Below are 18,422 nucleotides of genomic sequence, written 5' to 3' on the forward strand. Positions count from 1 at the left end.
AATTACAATGCACAAGTGGGAGAAACTTACGCGATGATAAAAGCGTTGAACAAGCCCACTGGGTTAGGTATGCCTGAAACTTGCTATATTGACTAAGAAACGCACGAAATGGGGCTGCTCTGCTCTAACTGAATTACGCAACAAAGCCGTGCTGATGACACGCAAACTTGTCACCTCGCGATTCAGATAAAATGAGTTGTAACTTTATCTACCCGTTAGCTACATAAATTTCACATTAATTAAAGCCAGATCAATATGAACATTTTCATTGCAATCATGTAAAGCATGAACCTTATCTTTAATTAAATGCATATTTTCAAAAATATTATTCAGCTCGTTATGGTCAAATTTATCCTTTGGTAAGGACACGCCTAGACATAGTTCTTCGTTGTTTAGTCCAATCCAGCAGCTTCCAAGTAAGTCCCGCTGCATATTTAAACTTAACCAATCACTCATCTTATATTGGTCTACAATGACATGTAGAGGGGTATACAAGGTAAATAAATCTGATTGCTTTGGCGATTCTAGAACCCAAAGGCTTTCCTGATTATCGATTATTTCAATCGCATCGGATTCAACGGGGATCTCAATTCCCCATAGTTCAGCAAGTTCTGATAATACTGCTTCAAATTTCAACATTACACCTCAATAATTTACTTTGCGAAAACAAGGGATCACGTGCGATCATCAAGTTTTGTTTTTAAGCTTTGCTCTGTAGCCATTCGTTCGAACTTAGCAGTGCATCTAGTTGCTTTTTCGCTGGAGAGGCGATGGTAAATGGCCCCAATTTATAACTTTGGCAATCTGATTTTAGTGATTCAACTTGCTTTGCCACTAAATATTGCATCCAAGGTTTATTCGATAGGTCGGTTAATTTCATTGCCTCCGAACTGGTTGATATATCGTCTTTCAGTGCCTGTAAGTGTGAAATATCCATATATTGATAAGACAGACGTTCAGCTTCGTTTTCGGCACCTTTAGGGTGAAACAGCTGAATTAGTCGGCTTCTCCAACTTGGTTTTGGCTCTAACAATAGAGGTTTTAGATTCGTCAATTTTGCCATCATTCTATCTACATCAATATTTAATGGGTTAATGCCGAGTGTGTTTACATTGGCGACTTCGGCTTCATTTGGAAGTTTTTCGATATGGAAGCCAATGTTCTGATTTAACCTTGATAGGTGATTCTCGAATGAGTCTGTCTTTTCTTTGAGTACAAAATTACTGCTTACAATGTTATCAAAGTCCCCAATACCGTAGGTTTTGTTCGTATCGAATAGCGTGTGTTTACTTTGATCATTTTCAGGTAAATCTATGCTAGGGCTTAGTTCTTTAAACACTGTTCCTTGCCCTCTAAATTCTGTTTTTCTTTGTAGTTCGTTATTTTTATCAACAGAATTAGTTCTGTTCACTGCTTTTACTAAAGCTTTTTGGAAGTTACGACATTTTAAATCTGCTTCTGGAAACTCTTTTACATTAGATTGGTAGAGGTTAGTTTGAAGTTCAAGCTTTTGTAGCTGTGACGGTAATTGTTTCTGTTTTAGTGCATTAAGTTGTTCTTGTTCGCTCACTTCCTGTTTTACTACTTTTTGGAAGGTTGCAGCGGTTTCGGTAGATAAGTTGCTTTTTAATACCACCTTCAGTGTTGTAGGCAACAGTTGAGACATAGGACCTAGCGTAGAGGCCTTGTTAACTCTCAACATCTGCCCTAATGTTGTCTTATTTGTTAACGCTTTTTTTACTAACTTCCCTAAGGAACCATTAGGGGAGTGCTCTTCAGTTAGCTTACAAAACTTACTTGCAAATTCTTCAGCCGTTTTAGGTAATGATTCAAGTTGGTAACACCCATTAGAGTATGTCATTGACCAATCATAAGAATAGCTCTGTGCGTATTCAGCATGTTTAGTGCTTGAGCTAGCATATGCGTTAAATAGTGATTCAAATTCTTTCTTGATAGAAGTGCTCTCATGCTCATAATAGTTTTGTAACTTAACGTCTGTTACTTGCTCTTTAGTCGCGTTTTTTTGATTGTCAGCTTGCTTGCTCTTTTCTATGGTTGTTTTTTCTGATGAGCTTATGCTGCCCTTAGATGTCTCTAGGCTTGGTTCTGATGTTACTCCTAGTGAAGTAGGCGCGGTTTTTGATGTCACATTAGTATCTGACACAGGCCTATCAACTAAAGGTGATACGACCGATGGCGACTTGAGTTCGATAGTATCTTTATGGCCTTTCTTCGGTGCTAGAGAAATAATCTCGCTGAAAGATTGTTGGACTAGAGCTTTAAATTTAGGGTAGAACTCACCTTTAGTTGGAGAGTGTCCTTTTGTTATATCTGAAAGTAACTGTTTAAAGCCCCCGACTTTACTTGGAAGTGGGCAGGTGACGTTGAAATCTTTGCTTACCGTTACATTCGCAATGTTTGACAGTTCTTTTACTCTTTTCTTTTCACTGCCAGGTTTACTTATCAAATACTCGGATAAAAAGTTTTCTAGTTTTTGTGAAAAAGACATTTTGTTTTGCGAGTAGAATTCTTGTGTCCCTTTTGGTGATGTATAGGCGTGATTGAAATGAGACTTGCCAGTCGTTGGGCTTGCGACGCTTGAACCTATAGAGGTTTGTTTTGCTGATGAGGCATGTACACTTTTTACGATACTTTGAGTTGATTCTGCGTGGTTGCTTTTCTTTATTGCTGTTGAGTTCATCGGTTGATGAATCGCTGAGATAGTAGGCATTGTGACCTCTTAGAACCTATATAAACACCGAGAGGGTAGTATAGGTTAAGAGTGCCAAGGGGGGCTCTCAGTATTGGCCTATTTTTTTTATATATCGAAATGAAAGGGGGCGAACTACCTCCTTACCTTGACTAAGAACAGCTAGATGAAGTAAAAACGATAATTTATAAGAACCAGTGATTTAGCCAGTTTGCTATACTCCCCCCCTCCTGCTGTAAGTATGCTTGCAAGCTGGCAACTCACTAAATCCAATAGAACCGTTACTAAGCTCTGCTCTCGAAGACTTCAGGGGGTAAACACAGACTCTGACGACAGAGTCCGATCCTTGTTTACCCACTGCGGTGAATCCAAACACTTCGCAAAGAGCTTTACAGCATAACTCTTCTTGAGCATCAAGAACTGTTCAGGGGAACCTCACACTAGAGAGCTTAATTGCGTAACAAAGACGATTAAATTCATTTGTTCTTTGTGCTACACATCACGACAGTTTAGAAAATCAACAAAATAAAAGCCACTTTCGACATCGTAATTATACTATTTGTTGTTTACTAGCAAGATAAAATAGAAGGAATAAACGATGAACACATTACAAGTTCTAATAAAAGAGTTTTGTGAAATAAATGAACTACCTCCACTTTATTTTGCTGAAGAAAATCGTTGCCAATTATTAGTTGATGATCGTTACGTTATTTACTTTAGTGAGGCAGATCAAAACGATTTTGTTTTATCGGTGGTTTTTGGCGGTCTCGAAAAAAGCGGTGAACTGAGACTGAAAGGTCTTGAACTCATTGCGCATGCTAACTATTTCGGTATCGCGGATGGGAGCTTGACCCTTTCACTTGCACCAAATGGTAGGCAATTGGTTCTTGCGGGCAGAAAGCCGATTGAGTACTTAAACGCAGCGAGCCTATCAACTTGGTTTCACCTTCTAAATGAGCAAACCCTACTCTGGCAGGCTCGATTTGCAATGTTAGACCAAGACCCAACCCAATTTATCAATCCAGAACAATCCCACATTGAGACACTTAGAGTTTAAGGAGTTCACCCATGGTAATTTCAACTAGCCAAAGCCAGATTCCGAGCTTGGATCAATTTCGTACTGTCGCGGCACAAAAAGATAAGCGGGTGATCAGTAAGCACGGTAAAGCCAAAGAGCCGTCGACCTTTCATAAAGGGCAAAAGTTCACGGCAGTGAGTGACACCATATTGCGATCTACATATCAAAAGTACCACCAAGAAAATATTAAGACCCACCTTGATTTAAAACAGGCGCTGCTAAAAGAAGAAAAACCAGAAACGGCATTATTGGCATTCTCTCTTGTGAGCACAGCAGGGTATCGTGGCGAGCCTTTAACTGCGCGTAAGGTCCTCGAAGTCGTAAGCCTATTAGATGAAGTGAAGATTGACGATAAAGCTTATAAAAATCTAAAAAGCACGTTCGATTCGATCAGCAAAGACCCACGCTTACAAGTCAGCATCGAAAACCAATACCCAGGCAAAATGGACGGCTTAGGTGCTGAACTGCTTGAGATGGCAAAAGAAACAATCAAAGGGACTGGTATCAACGCAGTAATTAACTTGGCGTTACCAGGTGTTGGTTTGTTGATCGCCACGGGGCGTGAATTACATAAGTCGGCAGTCAATGGTGATGCTGAGGCGCACTATCACCAACTAGAACAGATTGCGCAATTGCCCGGTCATGACCAAAGGTTGGCATTGCCGATACAACAAGCATTAGCGCACGAGCACGCCACTCAATCTGCTGAAGGTGCGGTTGGAGCGACCTTAGGTATGGCGACGGGAAGCCTTGGTGCATTTGGTGTCACCTCTGTGGGCACAACTGGTGTCCTTGTTGTTGCAAAAGAAGCGCTAGGCAGTGTAGCAGCATCTGGCTTAATCACTGGTTCTGGGTTTGTAGCCGGTCAAGCGAGTTCCTACTGTCTGAACAACGAAGTTCAAGAGCAAATTCACCAAGAACCTATGTCTGGTGTGTTACCTCGAATTGAAGTGTCTAACAGCAAAGGGAAGTTCTCCTTTAGTATGCAAGATGCTGCATCAGGACGTGCTTTGATTGCGTACCTAGGCCCAAAAGAAGACAAATCTATGACATCACCTCAAGCACCGAAAGAAGCTCAGGATATGGAATTGGCGCGCTTAACGCTTAAGAAAATGTTGGGCTCTGATGCAAGTGAGAACTTGGTGCCAGATGTTGGATCAACGAATAAATTGAGTATCGAAGATACACCGAGCCAAACTGAGTCAGAGGCCAACAGTGCACTTAAGAAGTTGCTCAAAGAAGATTGGGACTGGCTAATGCCAGCAGTAAGATCTATCGACCAAGGAAAGGCACAGGATATCAATAAGACGTTGACTTACAAGCTCCCTCTAGATACACCGAACGGACGAGTATACTTGGATAAAAGCCCGAACCTCGATCAAGGCCAACTCTCGGCGCTAGAAAAGCTTGGTTCACCAAGTCAGCTAAGGTTGATGTACTTAGCAGAAGGCTGGATTTAATCGTCAATATCATACCCAAGTTATTGACGATGAAATTTTTCCGTTACACGCTCCCAAAGGACGAGTTCCCTTGGTTTGTATACCTTGTTTAACAGTTTTTGATTTAGAAGCATTGGCTCTACAAATTGTTGCCTCGCTTTCAAAACCCGACATTCTCGCCAAGCCAAGTATCTCGGGCAATAGATTTGAAAGAGGATAAGCAACTCAAGCTGAACTGAAGAACAGTTTCAATAGAATCATATATAAGGTTGGCCGTTGACGGATAGTCCCTCATTGTGTGCCAACCTTTGATATTCGAATAGCCTATTATTATCCGTTAATTTGATATCAGCGATGATTCCGAGCCTAGACGAGGTATTGAAAGGGCCCCGCGATAGTTAATCGCTATTGGCTTCGCAATCAAATGCCACTTAGCTTGTACTCAGTTTTTATCTGCCCCAACACGAGCTTATTTGATGAAGCATAAGCACTGATCATATGAATGGTGTCCGATAATGTATTCACGAATATCAAACCAGCCTTTTGCGCCCGCACCGCACATAACGAGCCAAAAAGGACTTCAAACAGGCAATCAGTAACACCCATTAAAGTAAAAATATGATCTAATTGAGGTCGTCGAACTCTTGCAGAAAATAGCTATGGATAGCCTTAATAAGACAGATTTTAAAAAACTAGCAAGCCAACAAAAAACCATTCAAATGAAGGTTTGTTTACTAGCACTTGCCCACTTCAAAGAAGGTCACTAGCACACTCAAATTGCTAAATACCTCAAAGTCAGTCGAACTAGTGTAAACAAATGGGTCCAGACATTTCTTGAAGAAGGATTGGAAGGACTTCAAGAGAAACCTCGCACAGGCAGGCCTGCATACCTCAATGTAGAGCAACGAAAACAACTCAGCGCGTTCATTAAGAAAGAAGCAGAGTCCCCTTCTGGCGGGCGCCTTGTCGGGAGCGATATACATGATTACATCGTGGAAAACTTTGATAAATACTACCACCCTAATTCTATCTATTATCTTCTCGACCACATGGGCTTTTCTTGGATAACTTCTCGATCCAAACACCCCAAACAATCACAGCAAATCCAAGACGATTTTAAAAAATTCAAAATAGAAACGATCCTTAAGATCCTCGGTCATATTGGGCTGGAGAGTGTTGATGTCTGGTTTCAAGACGAAGCTAGATTCGGACAACAAAACACAACGACACGCTTGTGGGCTGAAACAGGAACGCGCCCAAGGGCGCCAAAACAGCAGCAATTTGAGTACGCTTACCTGTTCGGTTCTGTTTGTCCTAGCTGAGGGATTGGAGAAGCTATGGTTGTGCCTTGGGTCAATAAAGACATTATGATCTAACACTTAAAGCAAATATCCGATATCACAGACAAAGGAAGGAAGGCATGCTGTAGTAATAATGGATGGCGCAGGTTGGCATACCGATGATATCGCCCACAAATTTGATAATGTCAGTATCATCAAACTTTCCCCATATTCGACAGAGCTTAACCCGATAGAACAAGTATGGAGTTGGTTACGACAACACTACTTAGCGAACCAAAGCTTCGAAGACTATGAGGACATTGTTTCCAAGGTATGCGTTGCGTGGAATAGGTTTCTTGAAGTGCCGAAAAGGGTATCGAAAATGTGCGCTAGAGAATGGATAGACTTGAGCAGTTAATTTTCCAGATTGATATCACTTACATTAAAAAAATAAAAGGAGCAAAGTAATACTGCTCCTTTTTGGTAGTAAATATTAGCAACCGATTATGGAATCTTTAGTCCAGTTTGTGGCTAGAAAAAATCACTTCAGATGGTGGGAACATGTTGGAAACCGGTGGATGAGCAATATCACCAAACATTCTCGCACCAAATGCTGAAGCTGCCCAAGGGTCTACAATTTTCACATCTTTATTCCATGAGCTTGGGTCTTTGATATCACTACCGTCCTGTCTACCAACCAAAACATACAAGTGCGTGCCTGAGTGTCCTTTCTTGAATGCCACTACTTCGACCTTAGTGTTTTGATTCGCATCACCCTGCATCCCTTGAATCATTTCAGCGGCCGCGGCAAAGGCAAACGTAGTACAGCAACCGGCTTTTGCGTCCTGAACGGATTTCGCAATGTTTTGAAGTGTCCCCATCTGAGGGCTATTGCCTCTTTGAGCCGCCACTTGAACCATGTTTGCTGACATGGTCGCTTTTTTATCTTGTTGAACTCTTGCTGGATTTGCGTAGAAGCCTTCTAGTCTTGGCTTCGCTTTCGCTTGATAGAACTCAGATCTCTTATCACCGAAGGTATTAAGGTCAGTACAAGCGAAATCACCCAACTTTTGCAGTGTAGCTTGGTGCTTTCTAATCAAGGCATCTGCTGGAGCGGTTTTACCTGCGCTGGATGGTTTTGAAGTGCTTGAAACACTTGGCCAATTCTCTCTAGGCCCTGTCGATAATCGCTCTAGGTCTTTAAGGTTTCCAAGAGTCAACTTATTTTCACCATTCAGTACGTTTTGCATCATAGCTTTGGCGACACCTTTTGGCAGACCTTGCTTAACCAATAGATCAACGACGATCGATTTCGCTTTGTTTTGGTGATTGATACGAGAGCTTACGCTTGTGTTTTTCGGCGCACCTTCTTTAACAAAGATGTCCTTGCCTCCGTGAGCCCGAACTTCTTTGTCGTCCGATTGGTTTTGTGTAGATAACTGTGCAGTGAGTTCGCTCAGCGAATGCATATGTGATGTATTGATATTTACCATAACCCTAACCTTTTAAACAGAGATGAAAGTATGCAGCTTTTTATGTTGCTCAATCGATTGAAACTGAGCCGTTAGATATTGCTTCCACAGTTCACAAAGCTCCATAAGCTGAGTAATCAGGATAGAAACACGACTCACTTCTGAGGTAAGTGGTATACTTATCTGCATGTGTACTTCATTGTTTTTAGGGTCTATACAGAACTGTACCCCACCTGACTCCCGGTATAAGAAGTTATATTCCAAAAGTGTTTTCAGTTTTTTAATTTCAAATGACTCTTCATCTTGGCAAACCTTGATTGAAAGTAACAGTTCTTCTCTCTCATCCAAGCCTTGAACTTCAATCTCTTTGCCTGCAGACATATATACTGTCCACATTTGATAATCATATGCAGTCACCCGTTCAATATCGAGTGTGTTACCAAGCTCAATTAGTAAGGTATTTACCTTATCCATACTCACCTACCATCCTGATATTTAATATTGATGTATCTATTTAAAATAAAAGATATAAAATTTCGAATTTAAATACACCTATCACATTATTTTATTTTCCATTGTTGCTGGTTAATTTTGTTAGATTAACCGTTTTTAGAAAAACAAATTCAGTATTCTGAACGAACGTTACTCTCTTATGAGGCGATAGTTAATAGAGCCTTTAAGATAATCAGAGTTCCCGTTGATGTAAGTATTGTGCTCAATAACAGTCACAGAATATGCCAGATATGGTCGGCTTTTTTTCATTTTAAGCCGTTTATAAAGATCGGATGGGAAGCTAAGATAAAACTAGAGAAATGGTAGAAAGGTACAGTGAATAGAAAGTAAAGCTCAAAAAGCCCAGCGTTTTTCTGAGCTTTCGAGAGTTAAAGATAAGCACGTCAAGACTGTATCTGTTGGCGCTCACTGAATTGCTTAGTGATCACCTGCTTAAGAGCTTGCAGTTGCCCGTCGATACTGGCATCGATAATACCGACTTCAGTTTCCAGTATGCACCCACCATTTTTGAGTCTCGCATCTGCAATAACGTCAACATAGCCGACCTCCGGGAAGTCACTGAGTATTAAGGAAACCTTATCTCGCACCTCTGTCACTTGCTCGGGGTGCACGTGCAGAATCACTTGTTTCTGATTACTGACCAGCTGAAGCGCTTCCCTCACCACTATTGCCGTTGTTTCCACATCGTCGAAACTACTGATAATTTTGCTTACGGCATCAAGCACTACGCCAGTGATTTTCTGTTCGACTTGCAAGTAGTACTCATTACATCGTGCAAGCGTTGACATCATAGTTTCTGCGCTCTCTATCTTCGCTTGATCGATACCATCCTGGTAACCACGCTGTCTTTCTAACTCATAAGCATCGTCAGCTTTTGTAATAATGCTCTCGGCTTTAGAGTGTGCAGCTTCAACCAAGTGTTGCGAATCTAAATAACTCACATAATCCTTTGCTTTGAGAATCTTTAGACCTGTAGCCAACTGCAAGTTGTCAGTTTTTATTTCAACAAATGAAACCATTGAGGGATTACCTGTTTTGCGATTTTCTTTATAAGTCGATAAGCAAGATCTCGATGCGTTTCATCGAACCAATCAGCACTGAGTTTTGTTTGGGTTAATGAACAATCGAGCTTGAACTGCCACCTTTGTACAAGCTCTGATGGTGATTTCTCCAGTAAAAATGTGACCCATAGATACCCAAGTTCACGGGCTGCCTTTTCAAAGCTGGCTTCATCTAAACTCGCCGGCAATGTTTTTTGCCAACCGTTTGGCCAATTTGAGATCATCATTGGCCCGTGTTGAATTAAAAAACGCGTTTCATCGACACCAAAAATATGATTGAGGCACTGCTTTGGTTGTTTCAAGACAACTTGGCGCATCGATTCACAATACATTGCCCCACCAATCAGCAACAGTAATTTGTTAGTCGTTTCAACTGGAAGTAACACCAAACTATTAAATGGATGATTAAAAACATGATCAGTAATCGTTGATAGCTGCCATTCTTCAATACACCATTGATTGATCGCAGCCTGGTGTCTCCAGTCTTGGACTCGTAATAACCAAGGCTGTTTCTTGCTTATCCAACTCTCATCAATATAACTGCAAGGACAATAATTAAACTGATGATAAATCTGAGAAACTGGCGTATCAGAATTAACCACGTTGCGCATTCCTACGACACCATGCAAACGTCGCTGCGTTAGAACCGATGATAAGTAGTAACAAGAAAACGAGGATAGCAATCAAGTTGCTTGCCGTGTCCTTGGTCACTTGAATAGACAAAATGCTTTCAAATTGCTTGCTTTGAGCCGTCACACGAACTTCCGAAGATGGTACTATGACAACGCTAATACGTTCGTAGTTAAGCCCTTCAATACTATTGTTCACTAACTGCTTAATTTGAGGTACATAAGAGTCGAGTGCCACATCCGCTGCGTGTTTAATAAACACTGATGCAGAAGCAGGAGTTGGACGTTCACCTGGACGAAGGTTTTTATCTTCAAGTACAATGTGAACGCGTGCCACTAACACTCCATCAATTTGTGACAGCGTTGATGATAGTTCTTGCGATTTCGCGTATATAAGCCTCGCCCTTTCTGCAATCGGAGACGAAATCAGGTCATCTTTCGGAAACACTTCTTTGAGTGTTGAGAACTGCTCTTTCGGGTAGCCTTTACGTTTCAGAGCATCAACCGAAAATGCGACTTGAGCGTTATCTACCATCAATTTTATGGTGTTGTCTTTATCCGGTTCTTTGGTTGCCACGACCCCCTCAGAAAGCAGAATAGACAGCATTTCATTGCCTTCTTTCTGGCTTACTCCAGTGTATAGCTCCGTCTGACAGCCAGCTAAAAATAACACGAGTAACATGCACACGGCACGTATTGTCTTCATCATGACTATTGGGCCTTCAACAATGTTTCTACATTCTGTGTCGTTTTACCTACCGTCTTGGCAATCAGCTCCTCTTGAAAGGTAATTCGACTCAACGCCCATTGCATCTGCAAGAGCTGAGCAGGGTCGTCACCAACCATTGCCATGCTATCGGTTAAGTTAGTTTTTGCATTGTCGATGGTGTTTTTCAGTTCGCTAATGTTTTCTAACAAGCCACCTTCTAAACCGTGGTTTCCCTCAGGCGATAGCATCGCTTGCTCGAAACGCTCACTAAGTCCCGCTTCAGCTTGTGCGTCTTGCACTTGCTCGAGGTTGGTTTGCATCACTTCTGTGTACTGCGTATTAATCATATCCGTTCCTATGAGAGGTCTAGTTTGTGGCTGTAACTCAACATGTTCTTGACCATGGCATTCTTTTGTATAACAAAGCTCAGTTCTTTTCGGACCACCTCCAATACTGGAGCTTGGGCAGGGATGTCTTTCAACTCACCCCAACAGTGCCAAAGCGCTTGTTCTTTTTGCGCACCAAGTGGGAAATGTTCAGAAAGCAACGCTTTCAACTCTCGGCGGTCTTTAGGGGGAGTCGCTAGCAAGCGCCCTGAAAAACTGCCCAACAGCTCATGCTTAAATAATGCCAACAATTCTGGTGATGCTTTATCAGTGCCTTTTGCGCTTTGTTCCTGACTAAAGGCATACCATAAGGCTTTTTTTTTCTCACTAGGCGAAATAAACGCGTCTTTAAGCGTTCTGCTAAGCGCTGCTGCGCTGAAGTCTCCAGAACGTTTTAGTGCTTCGTACCACTCTTTAATAGCTGCTGTTCTACCTTTAGACCGCGTGACACTATCCGTATTTTTTTTCGTAGTCGGTATGTTCTTATCTGGTGGGTTCTCACTCATCAAACGGTTCATCTTGTTCGCATCAGGTGTATCATTCCGGGGTGCTTTCGGCACCTGACTGAGCATGTTGTTGATTCCGTGGCTTTCAACCTTCATTAAAGGTTCCTGATGTCTTTAGAAAAACTCATGGCAAAGGCTTGGTTTTCTTCATTGCCTTTTAATGCCATATCTAACCACGATTCGGCTTTGCTTAAGAGCCCAGCTTTTCCTGCCGCTAGCGCAGCCAGACCGATTAAGTCTGGGCGTGTCACGCAAAGCGGTTCAAGTAAACGATGAGCGTCCTCGTACAAGCCACGATTCATCAAACTCATTGAACGAATCATAGCAACGACTTCTTCTGCATCACCTTGCAACTCAAGGCATTCCGCAATGGTATTTGCCTCTTCATGACGATGCAGACCGGTTGCCATCAACGCTGTCTCAGCCAGAAGTAAACACATGCCTTTATCCATAGGTTATACCTTCTGCAGAATTGATTGCATCACGTCTTTGATTGCACGTGTTGTGGTCGCATTGATGTTATATACCACAGACCATTTGTTGATTGTATGCTGTAGCTCTGCAAGCTTTGAAGGATCGTCTGCGTTCGTTTCTAAGTTTTTGATCGCGGTGTTTACCGCTTCATTCGCTGTTTTTGATTGCTGTAACAATTTAGCTTTAACTGCGTCGAGGTTAACGCCTTTACTCGAATCATAAAATGACATATATATCGCCTTCTTTTATTTGTTGTCTAGAAATGTTTCAATTACCGCTAATGCTGCTTGATAAGCCTCGTGCTGTTTGTGTAGCAACTGGTATTCTTTTGGTGAACAGCCAAGATGGAGCTGACGCTTTATCGCTGATTGCGCTTGCTTGAACTTAAAAATGATCACCTCTTTTTCTTGCTGCCCTGAATCGCCTTGTAATAACTGCTCAAGATTAGTCATTGTTATTTTCACCTTCATACTCTAGATCAATAGTGATTACCCGCCCGCGTTTTACGAGTTCAATTCCTGCCGGAGTAACGCTTGAAATACGGTACCCTTGAGGAGTGCGAGCTCCTACCATGTAACGAACATTGTCAGTGAGGATGACATAAGGAAATAGGCCAAAATTCACGCTACGAAACGGAAAATCGATGTTTGTTCCTTTGCTCACTTTAGGAATAGATTTCAAGACAAGATATGGTTTCTCGCCATACTGCTCTCGAAAATCTCTCGTTACACCATAAAATCGAGTTGTTTCAACATCATCAAGCTCGCCACGAACTTCAATACGATCACCGCTAGTAACAAGCTGAACTTTCTTTAAGAGCTCCGCTTCTCCTAACAACTCTTTTAGAGTAACCATGTATGCCCCCGCCCTTTGTAGCTCTACTTTCCAAGCGATAAGCCCTGGGACATCTCGTTCTAAGATCTGCTCAACTTGGTTCCAACGACTTGCATCATCAATGTAACCCGTTAACAGCAGCGTACCTGTCTCGTTACCATTTTCTACTTTTACTTGGTGATAACCGAGGTTTCGTAAGATAAAACGCACACCACGACGTATCTCTTCCATCGTTCTCAGGTCACTCTTGTAGTTGATACCTAATGCATCAATTCGACCAAGCAGTTGTACCTTTTGCGTTCTATCTTCTACGTAACCTTCAAGTACAGCCTGTAGAGCATTGGCATTCCATTCAACGCGAACATCGTTCAACTCGAGTTCACTAAGAATATTACGTACCAAGACTATCGGCTCCGCTTCTGTGATTACGTCTTTGTCGCTCGCATGCACTTGGTCGTACCAAATACCTATAAAGATAACGCTTGGGATCAGGCCACAAATCAATCCGATGAGCAGCATTTTCTTCCAACCCGATGATGGTTTATGGCCAATTGGTTTCGCTTGCTTGCTTGCTACGTCATTTGCCATCTCAATAACTAAATCATCTTCCAAATAACCAACAGCAAATGTTAAACGACCCACAGAAACCAAGGCTTTTCGCGACAAATCAACGCCACCGGCATCAACGGCGATAATTTCGTTATTGACTGAGACTTCTTCACACTCACGTAGTGAAACCGTTTCACCATCGCAAACTAAAACGAGGTGACTTGCTTTAATGCCAGAGTCGGTTAAGACTAAATCAGCGGTAAAGTCATCACTACCCAATACCAATGAATCGTTGGGTAAAGTGACTTCCACTCCGGAATGAACACCGGAAAGAATACGAATTTTCCATTGTTGCATTGAGGTTACTGCTCCTCTAATGGTCGAACGCAATGATTCTCTGAGCCATTACACTCTTTAATTTGTACTCTCCACCCTTTCTGCCCCGTAGGAAGCTCACATTCTGCTAACAACGATGACTTTCCTTGTGACAACAAATCTTGCTGATAACGTACTGCTTGTACTTCCTTTGTACAGCTGTACAAAGCAAGTGCTGATTTAAGGCCTGCACTGTTATTGGAAATACTATTCAACGTGCCAATCTTTGGCCTTAAGTCATATTCATTTCCGATAAGTACGTTGTCTCCGATACCATCGACAACAATTCTTGGTTCTATAATGAACATACGTACTGTTCTTCTCGTGGAGCTTTCCGTGCTTCTAAACAAAGCGCCGAGGTATGGAATATCTCCTAACAAAGGAACTTTTCGAAGCTTGTTGCTAATTTCATCACGGTATACTCCACCAATCAGCAAGCTTTGCCCCTGCTTTACCGTTGCCAAAGTACTAATTTCTGTTTTACGAATTGAAGGAACACCATCAATGTCACCATCGGGGATTTCCGCACCATCTTCTAGATGCAGACTCAAATTGATTTCAGGTCTTTCAACCAAACGGTCGCCAACGATGCGAGGTACAATTTTCAATAACGTTCCATAAGTCACTTTCTCTAGTGCTGCGGTTTCTTTGCCTATCAACTTGACATAAAATGTACTGCTGTTATTAAGGACCGCTTCCACATTTTCTTGTGTTAACAAGGTTGGTCTGGAAACCACTTGCGCACTACCTCTAGATTCAAGCAAACGAATTTGAGCCAATAAATAATTTAGGTTCGTCGCATCAAGCAGAGACTTAAAATTTTGCCCACTACCAAGCTTGACATCACCATTACCTACGTCACCAGTTGTTTTGAGGTCCAAAATACTGTTGTTACCCACTGCAAGACCAGCTCGCCAGTCAACACCCAACTGACTTAAGTCATTAGCACTAATATCAACGATAGAAAGTGCGACTTCGATCCTTGACTGCGGTTGATCTAACTGCGCCACCAACTTGTGATACAGCGGTAATCGAGCTTTTGTATCACGCACAATGATTGCATTTAAACCTGGTTCTGCTTCAACCGATGCACCGCTATGTAAAGAGACATCATTAGCAATTTTCTTAGGCGTATTGGTTATTACTTCTTCGTTCTTTTTCGCCACTTTAACCTGAGTTTGAACACCTGAAAGCACTCGGCTTAGTACCGAAGCAATCCCAGGAACCGTGACACCTTGGTCACGATAACTGATCTCTCGATCTGTCGCAGATGCATACTTCAAGGGAATAATATCGACAAACAATTCATCTGTTGAATTGGATTTCTGTACCAGTCTGCTTTCCAGTGCTTCTGCCGTTTGCACAACTAAATCGACGTATCTCGGTGGGCCAGCTAAGTAAACCAGCCCCTTATTTTCCGCTGCACGCCAGCCGTAACGAGAATCCCAAATTCCTGTCGAGATCAGGGTGCTACGTAATTCGCGAGCTGTTAACAGTTCGAGCTGCAACAATTGTGAACGGGTTTCTGTCGCTTTGTATACATGCAGCACTGCACCGTCGAAGTACCACATCAAGTTGTAAACCTGTGCCAGATAATCGAGAAACTCGGCTGGATCTTCTGGTGAAAATCGACCACTGGCTCGGTCATTTACCTTGTCGCTAACCGACACTGAAACACGGTAGTTTGCGCCAAAGTTATTCAGCAGTTCTTTTAGTGAATCATTGTCCGCGTAATAACGAAACGGTTGATCGACCCAATCAAGCTCAGAGGTATGTGAAGGAACTGCTATTATCAAACTTGAAACGTACACTACTGACAGCACGATTCTGCTTATTTGTGACTTTAAAACTGCAAGCATTATGGGATCCAAACACTGTGACTAACAGTATGATTAACACGTTGATGTTCGAGCAAATCATTGAACTGCTCCACTAAATTTACGTGCTGAGCAAGCTGCGTGCAAAGCTCTTCTGTCGTTGCACTTTCCATAATCATCTTCCCTTGCATAATCAACTGTTCTTTGTCATTCACCGTCAACGTGCTGCGTGTATCTCGCAACGTTTTCAAGGAGAGCTGCATACAATGTTTTAGCGCCTGCTCTTTTTGAAAATCAAGGTGCGATTCAAAATAAAATGGGAGTACGGTTTCCCACAAGATCCATGATGAGTGCTGGCTAATATTAAGCTGCATCTGGTCAACTTCGATATCATAGGAACCATTACTTGAGGCAATAAAATCCCCCTCCCTTAACGTTTCCGCTAGGGATTTCATCATTTTATCTAACATATTTAGTCCTATTTAAATCTGCCTGAGATTGTTACAAGCTTGCCCGCACTCATTGTTTTGAATATCAACGTAGTAATGATCCACTCTGCCAACGGTTTGCATATCTTGAAACCATTGCCAAATTTTAGCGACGGCATTTAGATCGCTGAACACAAGCTCACATGCATCCCAAATATCGCTCAGCTCAGGAGCTTGTACTCGAGCCTGGCTACACCATATTTTCCATTCAGATATAAATTTATCTGATATTCTACTGTACTCATATAAGTCCTTGAGTTTATCTAGAGTTGGCTTCCACTCTTCAACTAGTGCTCGATGAGATTCAATAACTTGATTTTGTTGCTCATTGAGAACGCGAAGTTGGTCATGCAATTCACTATGCTGATTCTCAATGAGATCCAACTGTTGTTCAGCAAAAAATGTGCTACTCGCTTCTCCGGACAATCTCATCCAATACTCTTTCTGAATACTCAGTTGATTGATTAACTGTTCAAGCTTGATGGAGTCTTGTAGCGCCCTCTGATCCGTTTGCTGATTGCACCATTCATTTAAGGTTAAATACATCGAAAGAATTAGTGTCTTAGGTGACGCTAGATTGAAGCGGTAACCTAATCGCTGATTAATGTAATCCAGTCTTTGTTCAAAAGAGTTCAACACCCGTTCGTCACTTAGTTGCCCACCCACTTCTAAGAAAAGGCGCATAGCAGAGCGGTCTAAACACGTTCCAAGCTTTTGATATGTTTTAATTAGCTGACTTGCACATAAACAATCAACAACATTACGATCAAGCAAGCGCTGCAGTAAAGACAATTGGTCGTAACTCAGAACACCTTCACTGAGTAGCTGTCTGTGGTTTACATTAACAACGTTAAGCTCTTGTGTTGATTTAGGTAAGCCCTCGTACCTTGCGCCTCGCTGCAATACAGTGACCTTCCTCTGCAGCACAATGTTGTTAGGAAAAAGCGAACGGCGTCGCCAATGCTGCTTTTTCATTTTAATCTTCTCCGTATCTACTTCGAGCAATCCAGAAGGAAGTAGAGATAATAGTTTTGTTCATCGTTACGCTGAGCATAATAGGGTTTACACCCGTTAATGCCTTTCAAAATTAGTCAGAAAATTTTAGTCGTCAGACATTTCGCTTAACAATTACTACCGGATCATCTCCAGAACGGACCTTACTTGGTGTCGTTCCAAAGCGACGACGGTAACTTTGTGTAAAGTAAGACTGGCTTGAAAACCCCGCTTCCATCGCAACATCGACAATGTTCATCTTGCTTGTGAGCAATAGTTTGTGAGCGTGTAATAAACGACGTTCACTGATCCAAGCTCTAGGGGAGATACCATAATATTCGTTAAAAAGCTCTTTAAACGTAGTCAGACTCGCACCAAACTCTTGAGCATAGTCTGTCAGTTTCCACTCTTTAAGATAATGAAGATCCATAAAGCGACGGAGTCTCTCTGAGGTTCGATTTGTCAGTTGTGATAACAACGCGTAGAGGTGTTCACCTTGGTCACCATGCAGTAACAAGATGAGCATTTCCTCATACTTTAAGCGCATAATAGCATCAGGAAAAGATTGCTCTTCTAGAGTATTAATCCCTAATAACGTCTGTTCTATCAATAAGTTTAGAGTAAAAGGGAATAATCCAGACTGTACATCCTCAACCTTTGGCAACGACATCAAAAGGTCACTATGCTTTTGCAATAGTTGACTCACCAGTTCATTGTCAAATTCGATAACCGAAGCCGCATATTGACCGCCTATCGGTGTGTATTCTAGTAAGTAATCCCCTTGAGAAAGATAAACCCCTCGACCAGCGACCACGTCTAGCGTACAACCCCCGGTTTGCACCCTCAATTGACCATTGTGAACGATAACAATATGAGACTGGCTAGAATGAAACACTTCATCGTATTTTTCATAGCAGCACGCACCATGAATTTTTCGCAAGTGCGAGTCGACCCTTTCGGCGTTTAGTCGGCCTAACACATCCATTTTCTACCCTTCATAATTTTAATTCCTCCAGTTCAAACAAGAGAAACTGTCGAAGCCAGCAGTGCGATTGCAAATGCAGACCGATTACCAATAAATAGTCCATAACACTACCATCCAACCCGAA

General features: G+C 42.0%; 19 protein-coding genes and 2 pseudogenes. 4 read left to right on the forward strand and 17 right to left on the reverse strand.

All coding sequences use genetic code 11. The annotated features are described in order from the left end of the window. Nucleotides 1–96, forward strand: a pseudogene (locus ACED25_RS19295) (IS5/IS1182 family transposase); the annotation flags it as partial. A gap of 123 nt (nucleotides 97–219) precedes the next feature. Here ACED25_RS19295 and ACED25_RS19300 read toward each other — a convergent pair. Next, nucleotides 220–639, reverse strand: coding sequence for a type III secretion system chaperone (locus ACED25_RS19300; protein ID WP_017096482.1), 420 nt, complete (start codon nucleotides 637–639; stop codon nucleotides 220–222). Between the two features lie 61 nt (nucleotides 640–700). Further along, nucleotides 701–2,731: a hypothetical protein gene (locus ACED25_RS19305; protein ID WP_371695897.1), complete on the reverse strand. Its 2,031-nt coding sequence runs from the start codon at nucleotides 2,729–2,731 to the stop codon at nucleotides 701–703. Between the two features lie 577 nt (nucleotides 2,732–3,308). Here ACED25_RS19305 and ACED25_RS19310 point away from each other — a divergent pair. From ACED25_RS19310 to ACED25_RS19320, 3 genes and pseudogenes are all read left to right on the forward strand, one after another. After that, the gene (locus tag ACED25_RS19310) at nucleotides 3,309–3,767 is read left to right on the forward strand and encodes a CesT family type III secretion system chaperone (protein ID WP_017096480.1); all 459 of its coding nucleotides are present in this window, start codon (nucleotides 3,309–3,311) and stop codon (nucleotides 3,765–3,767) included. 11 nt (nucleotides 3,768–3,778) lie between these two features. Further along, nucleotides 3,779–5,248: a hypothetical protein gene (locus ACED25_RS19315; RefSeq protein ID WP_017096479.1), complete on the forward strand. Its 1,470-nt coding sequence runs from the start codon at nucleotides 3,779–3,781 to the stop codon at nucleotides 5,246–5,248. A gap of 638 nt (nucleotides 5,249–5,886) precedes the next feature. Then, nucleotides 5,887–6,925, forward strand: a pseudogene (locus ACED25_RS19320) (IS630 family transposase). A gap of 97 nt (nucleotides 6,926–7,022) precedes the next feature. On the opposite strand, the gene ACED25_RS19325 reads toward ACED25_RS19320, so the two are convergent. The 15 genes from ACED25_RS19325 to ACED25_RS19395 form a co-directional block, all read right to left on the reverse strand. Continuing rightward, entirely contained in the window at nucleotides 7,023–8,000 is a 978-nt protein-coding gene (locus ACED25_RS19325; protein WP_017096476.1) for a hypothetical protein, read from the reverse strand. Between the two features lie 12 nt (nucleotides 8,001–8,012). Further along, entirely contained in the window at nucleotides 8,013–8,453 is a 441-nt protein-coding gene (locus ACED25_RS19330) for a type III secretion system chaperone (RefSeq protein ID WP_017096475.1), read from the reverse strand. 422 nt (nucleotides 8,454–8,875) lie between these two features. Continuing rightward, complete coding sequence (locus ACED25_RS19335) at nucleotides 8,876–9,511, reverse strand: HrpE/YscL family type III secretion apparatus protein (RefSeq protein WP_017096474.1); 636 nt, start codon at nucleotides 9,509–9,511, stop codon at nucleotides 8,876–8,878. Beyond that, nucleotides 9,490–10,164 (reverse strand): SctK family type III secretion system sorting platform protein VscK, encoded by a 675-nt coding sequence (gene vscK / locus ACED25_RS19340; RefSeq protein WP_017096473.1) that lies wholly within the window; start codon nucleotides 10,162–10,164, stop codon nucleotides 9,490–9,492. The genes ACED25_RS19335 and vscK overlap by 22 nt, the downstream gene beginning before the upstream one ends. Next, nucleotides 10,148–10,891: a type III secretion system inner membrane ring lipoprotein SctJ gene (gene sctJ, locus ACED25_RS19345; protein WP_029223148.1), complete on the reverse strand. Its 744-nt coding sequence runs from the start codon at nucleotides 10,889–10,891 to the stop codon at nucleotides 10,148–10,150. Before sctJ ends, vscK begins: the two co-directional genes overlap by 17 nt. A 2-nt stretch (nucleotides 10,892–10,893) precedes the next feature. After that, nucleotides 10,894–11,238, reverse strand: coding sequence for a type III secretion system inner rod subunit SctI (gene sctI / locus ACED25_RS19350; protein WP_017096471.1), 345 nt, complete (start codon nucleotides 11,236–11,238; stop codon nucleotides 10,894–10,896). Nucleotides 11,239–11,246: 8 nt separating this feature from the next. Next, on the reverse strand, nucleotides 11,247–11,879 hold the full coding sequence (locus tag ACED25_RS19355) for a YopR family T3SS polymerization control protein (protein WP_017096470.1): 633 nt from the start codon (nucleotides 11,877–11,879) through the stop codon (nucleotides 11,247–11,249). Next, nucleotides 11,879–12,235, reverse strand: a complete 357-nt coding sequence (locus ACED25_RS19360) for a YscG family type III secretion system chaperone (RefSeq protein WP_017096469.1) — start codon at nucleotides 12,233–12,235, stop codon at nucleotides 11,879–11,881. The genes ACED25_RS19355 and ACED25_RS19360 overlap by 1 nt, the downstream gene beginning before the upstream one ends. 3 nt (nucleotides 12,236–12,238) lie before the next feature. Further along, nucleotides 12,239–12,487, reverse strand: coding sequence for a type III secretion system needle filament subunit SctF (gene sctF, locus ACED25_RS19365; RefSeq protein WP_017096468.1), 249 nt, complete (start codon nucleotides 12,485–12,487; stop codon nucleotides 12,239–12,241). Between the two features lie 15 nt (nucleotides 12,488–12,502). Beyond that, nucleotides 12,503–12,709, reverse strand: coding sequence for an EscE/YscE/SsaE family type III secretion system needle protein co-chaperone (locus tag ACED25_RS19370; protein ID WP_017096467.1), 207 nt, complete (start codon nucleotides 12,707–12,709; stop codon nucleotides 12,503–12,505). Continuing rightward, nucleotides 12,702–13,997, reverse strand: a complete 1,296-nt coding sequence (gene sctD / locus ACED25_RS19375; RefSeq protein ID WP_017096466.1) for a type III secretion system inner membrane ring subunit SctD — start codon at nucleotides 13,995–13,997, stop codon at nucleotides 12,702–12,704. The genes ACED25_RS19370 and sctD overlap by 8 nt, the downstream gene beginning before the upstream one ends. A gap of 5 nt (nucleotides 13,998–14,002) precedes the next feature. Next, the gene (sctC, locus tag ACED25_RS19380) at nucleotides 14,003–15,874 is read right to left on the reverse strand and encodes a type III secretion system outer membrane ring subunit SctC (RefSeq protein ID WP_017096465.1); all 1,872 of its coding nucleotides are present in this window, start codon (nucleotides 15,872–15,874) and stop codon (nucleotides 14,003–14,005) included. Beyond that, nucleotides 15,874–16,302, reverse strand: coding sequence for a YscB family type III secretion system chaperone (locus ACED25_RS19385; RefSeq protein ID WP_017096464.1), 429 nt, complete (start codon nucleotides 16,300–16,302; stop codon nucleotides 15,874–15,876). Before ACED25_RS19385 ends, sctC begins: the two co-directional genes overlap by 1 nt. Nucleotides 16,303–16,314: 12 nt before the next feature. Beyond that, nucleotides 16,315–17,295: a T3SS regulon anti-activator ExsD domain-containing protein gene (locus tag ACED25_RS19390; protein ID WP_102249941.1), complete on the reverse strand. Its 981-nt coding sequence runs from the start codon at nucleotides 17,293–17,295 to the stop codon at nucleotides 16,315–16,317. Between the two features lie 133 nt (nucleotides 17,296–17,428). Then, a complete protein-coding gene (locus ACED25_RS19395) occupies nucleotides 17,429–18,298 on the reverse strand; it encodes an AraC family transcriptional regulator (protein ID WP_017096462.1) in 870 nt (289 codons plus the stop codon). Nucleotides 18,299–18,422: the final 124 nt, after the last annotated feature.

The organism is Vibrio sp. 1F263 (assembly GCF_041439035.1).
GTDB classification, from domain to species: domain Bacteria; phylum Pseudomonadota; class Gammaproteobacteria; order Enterobacterales; family Vibrionaceae; genus Vibrio; species Vibrio tasmaniensis_A.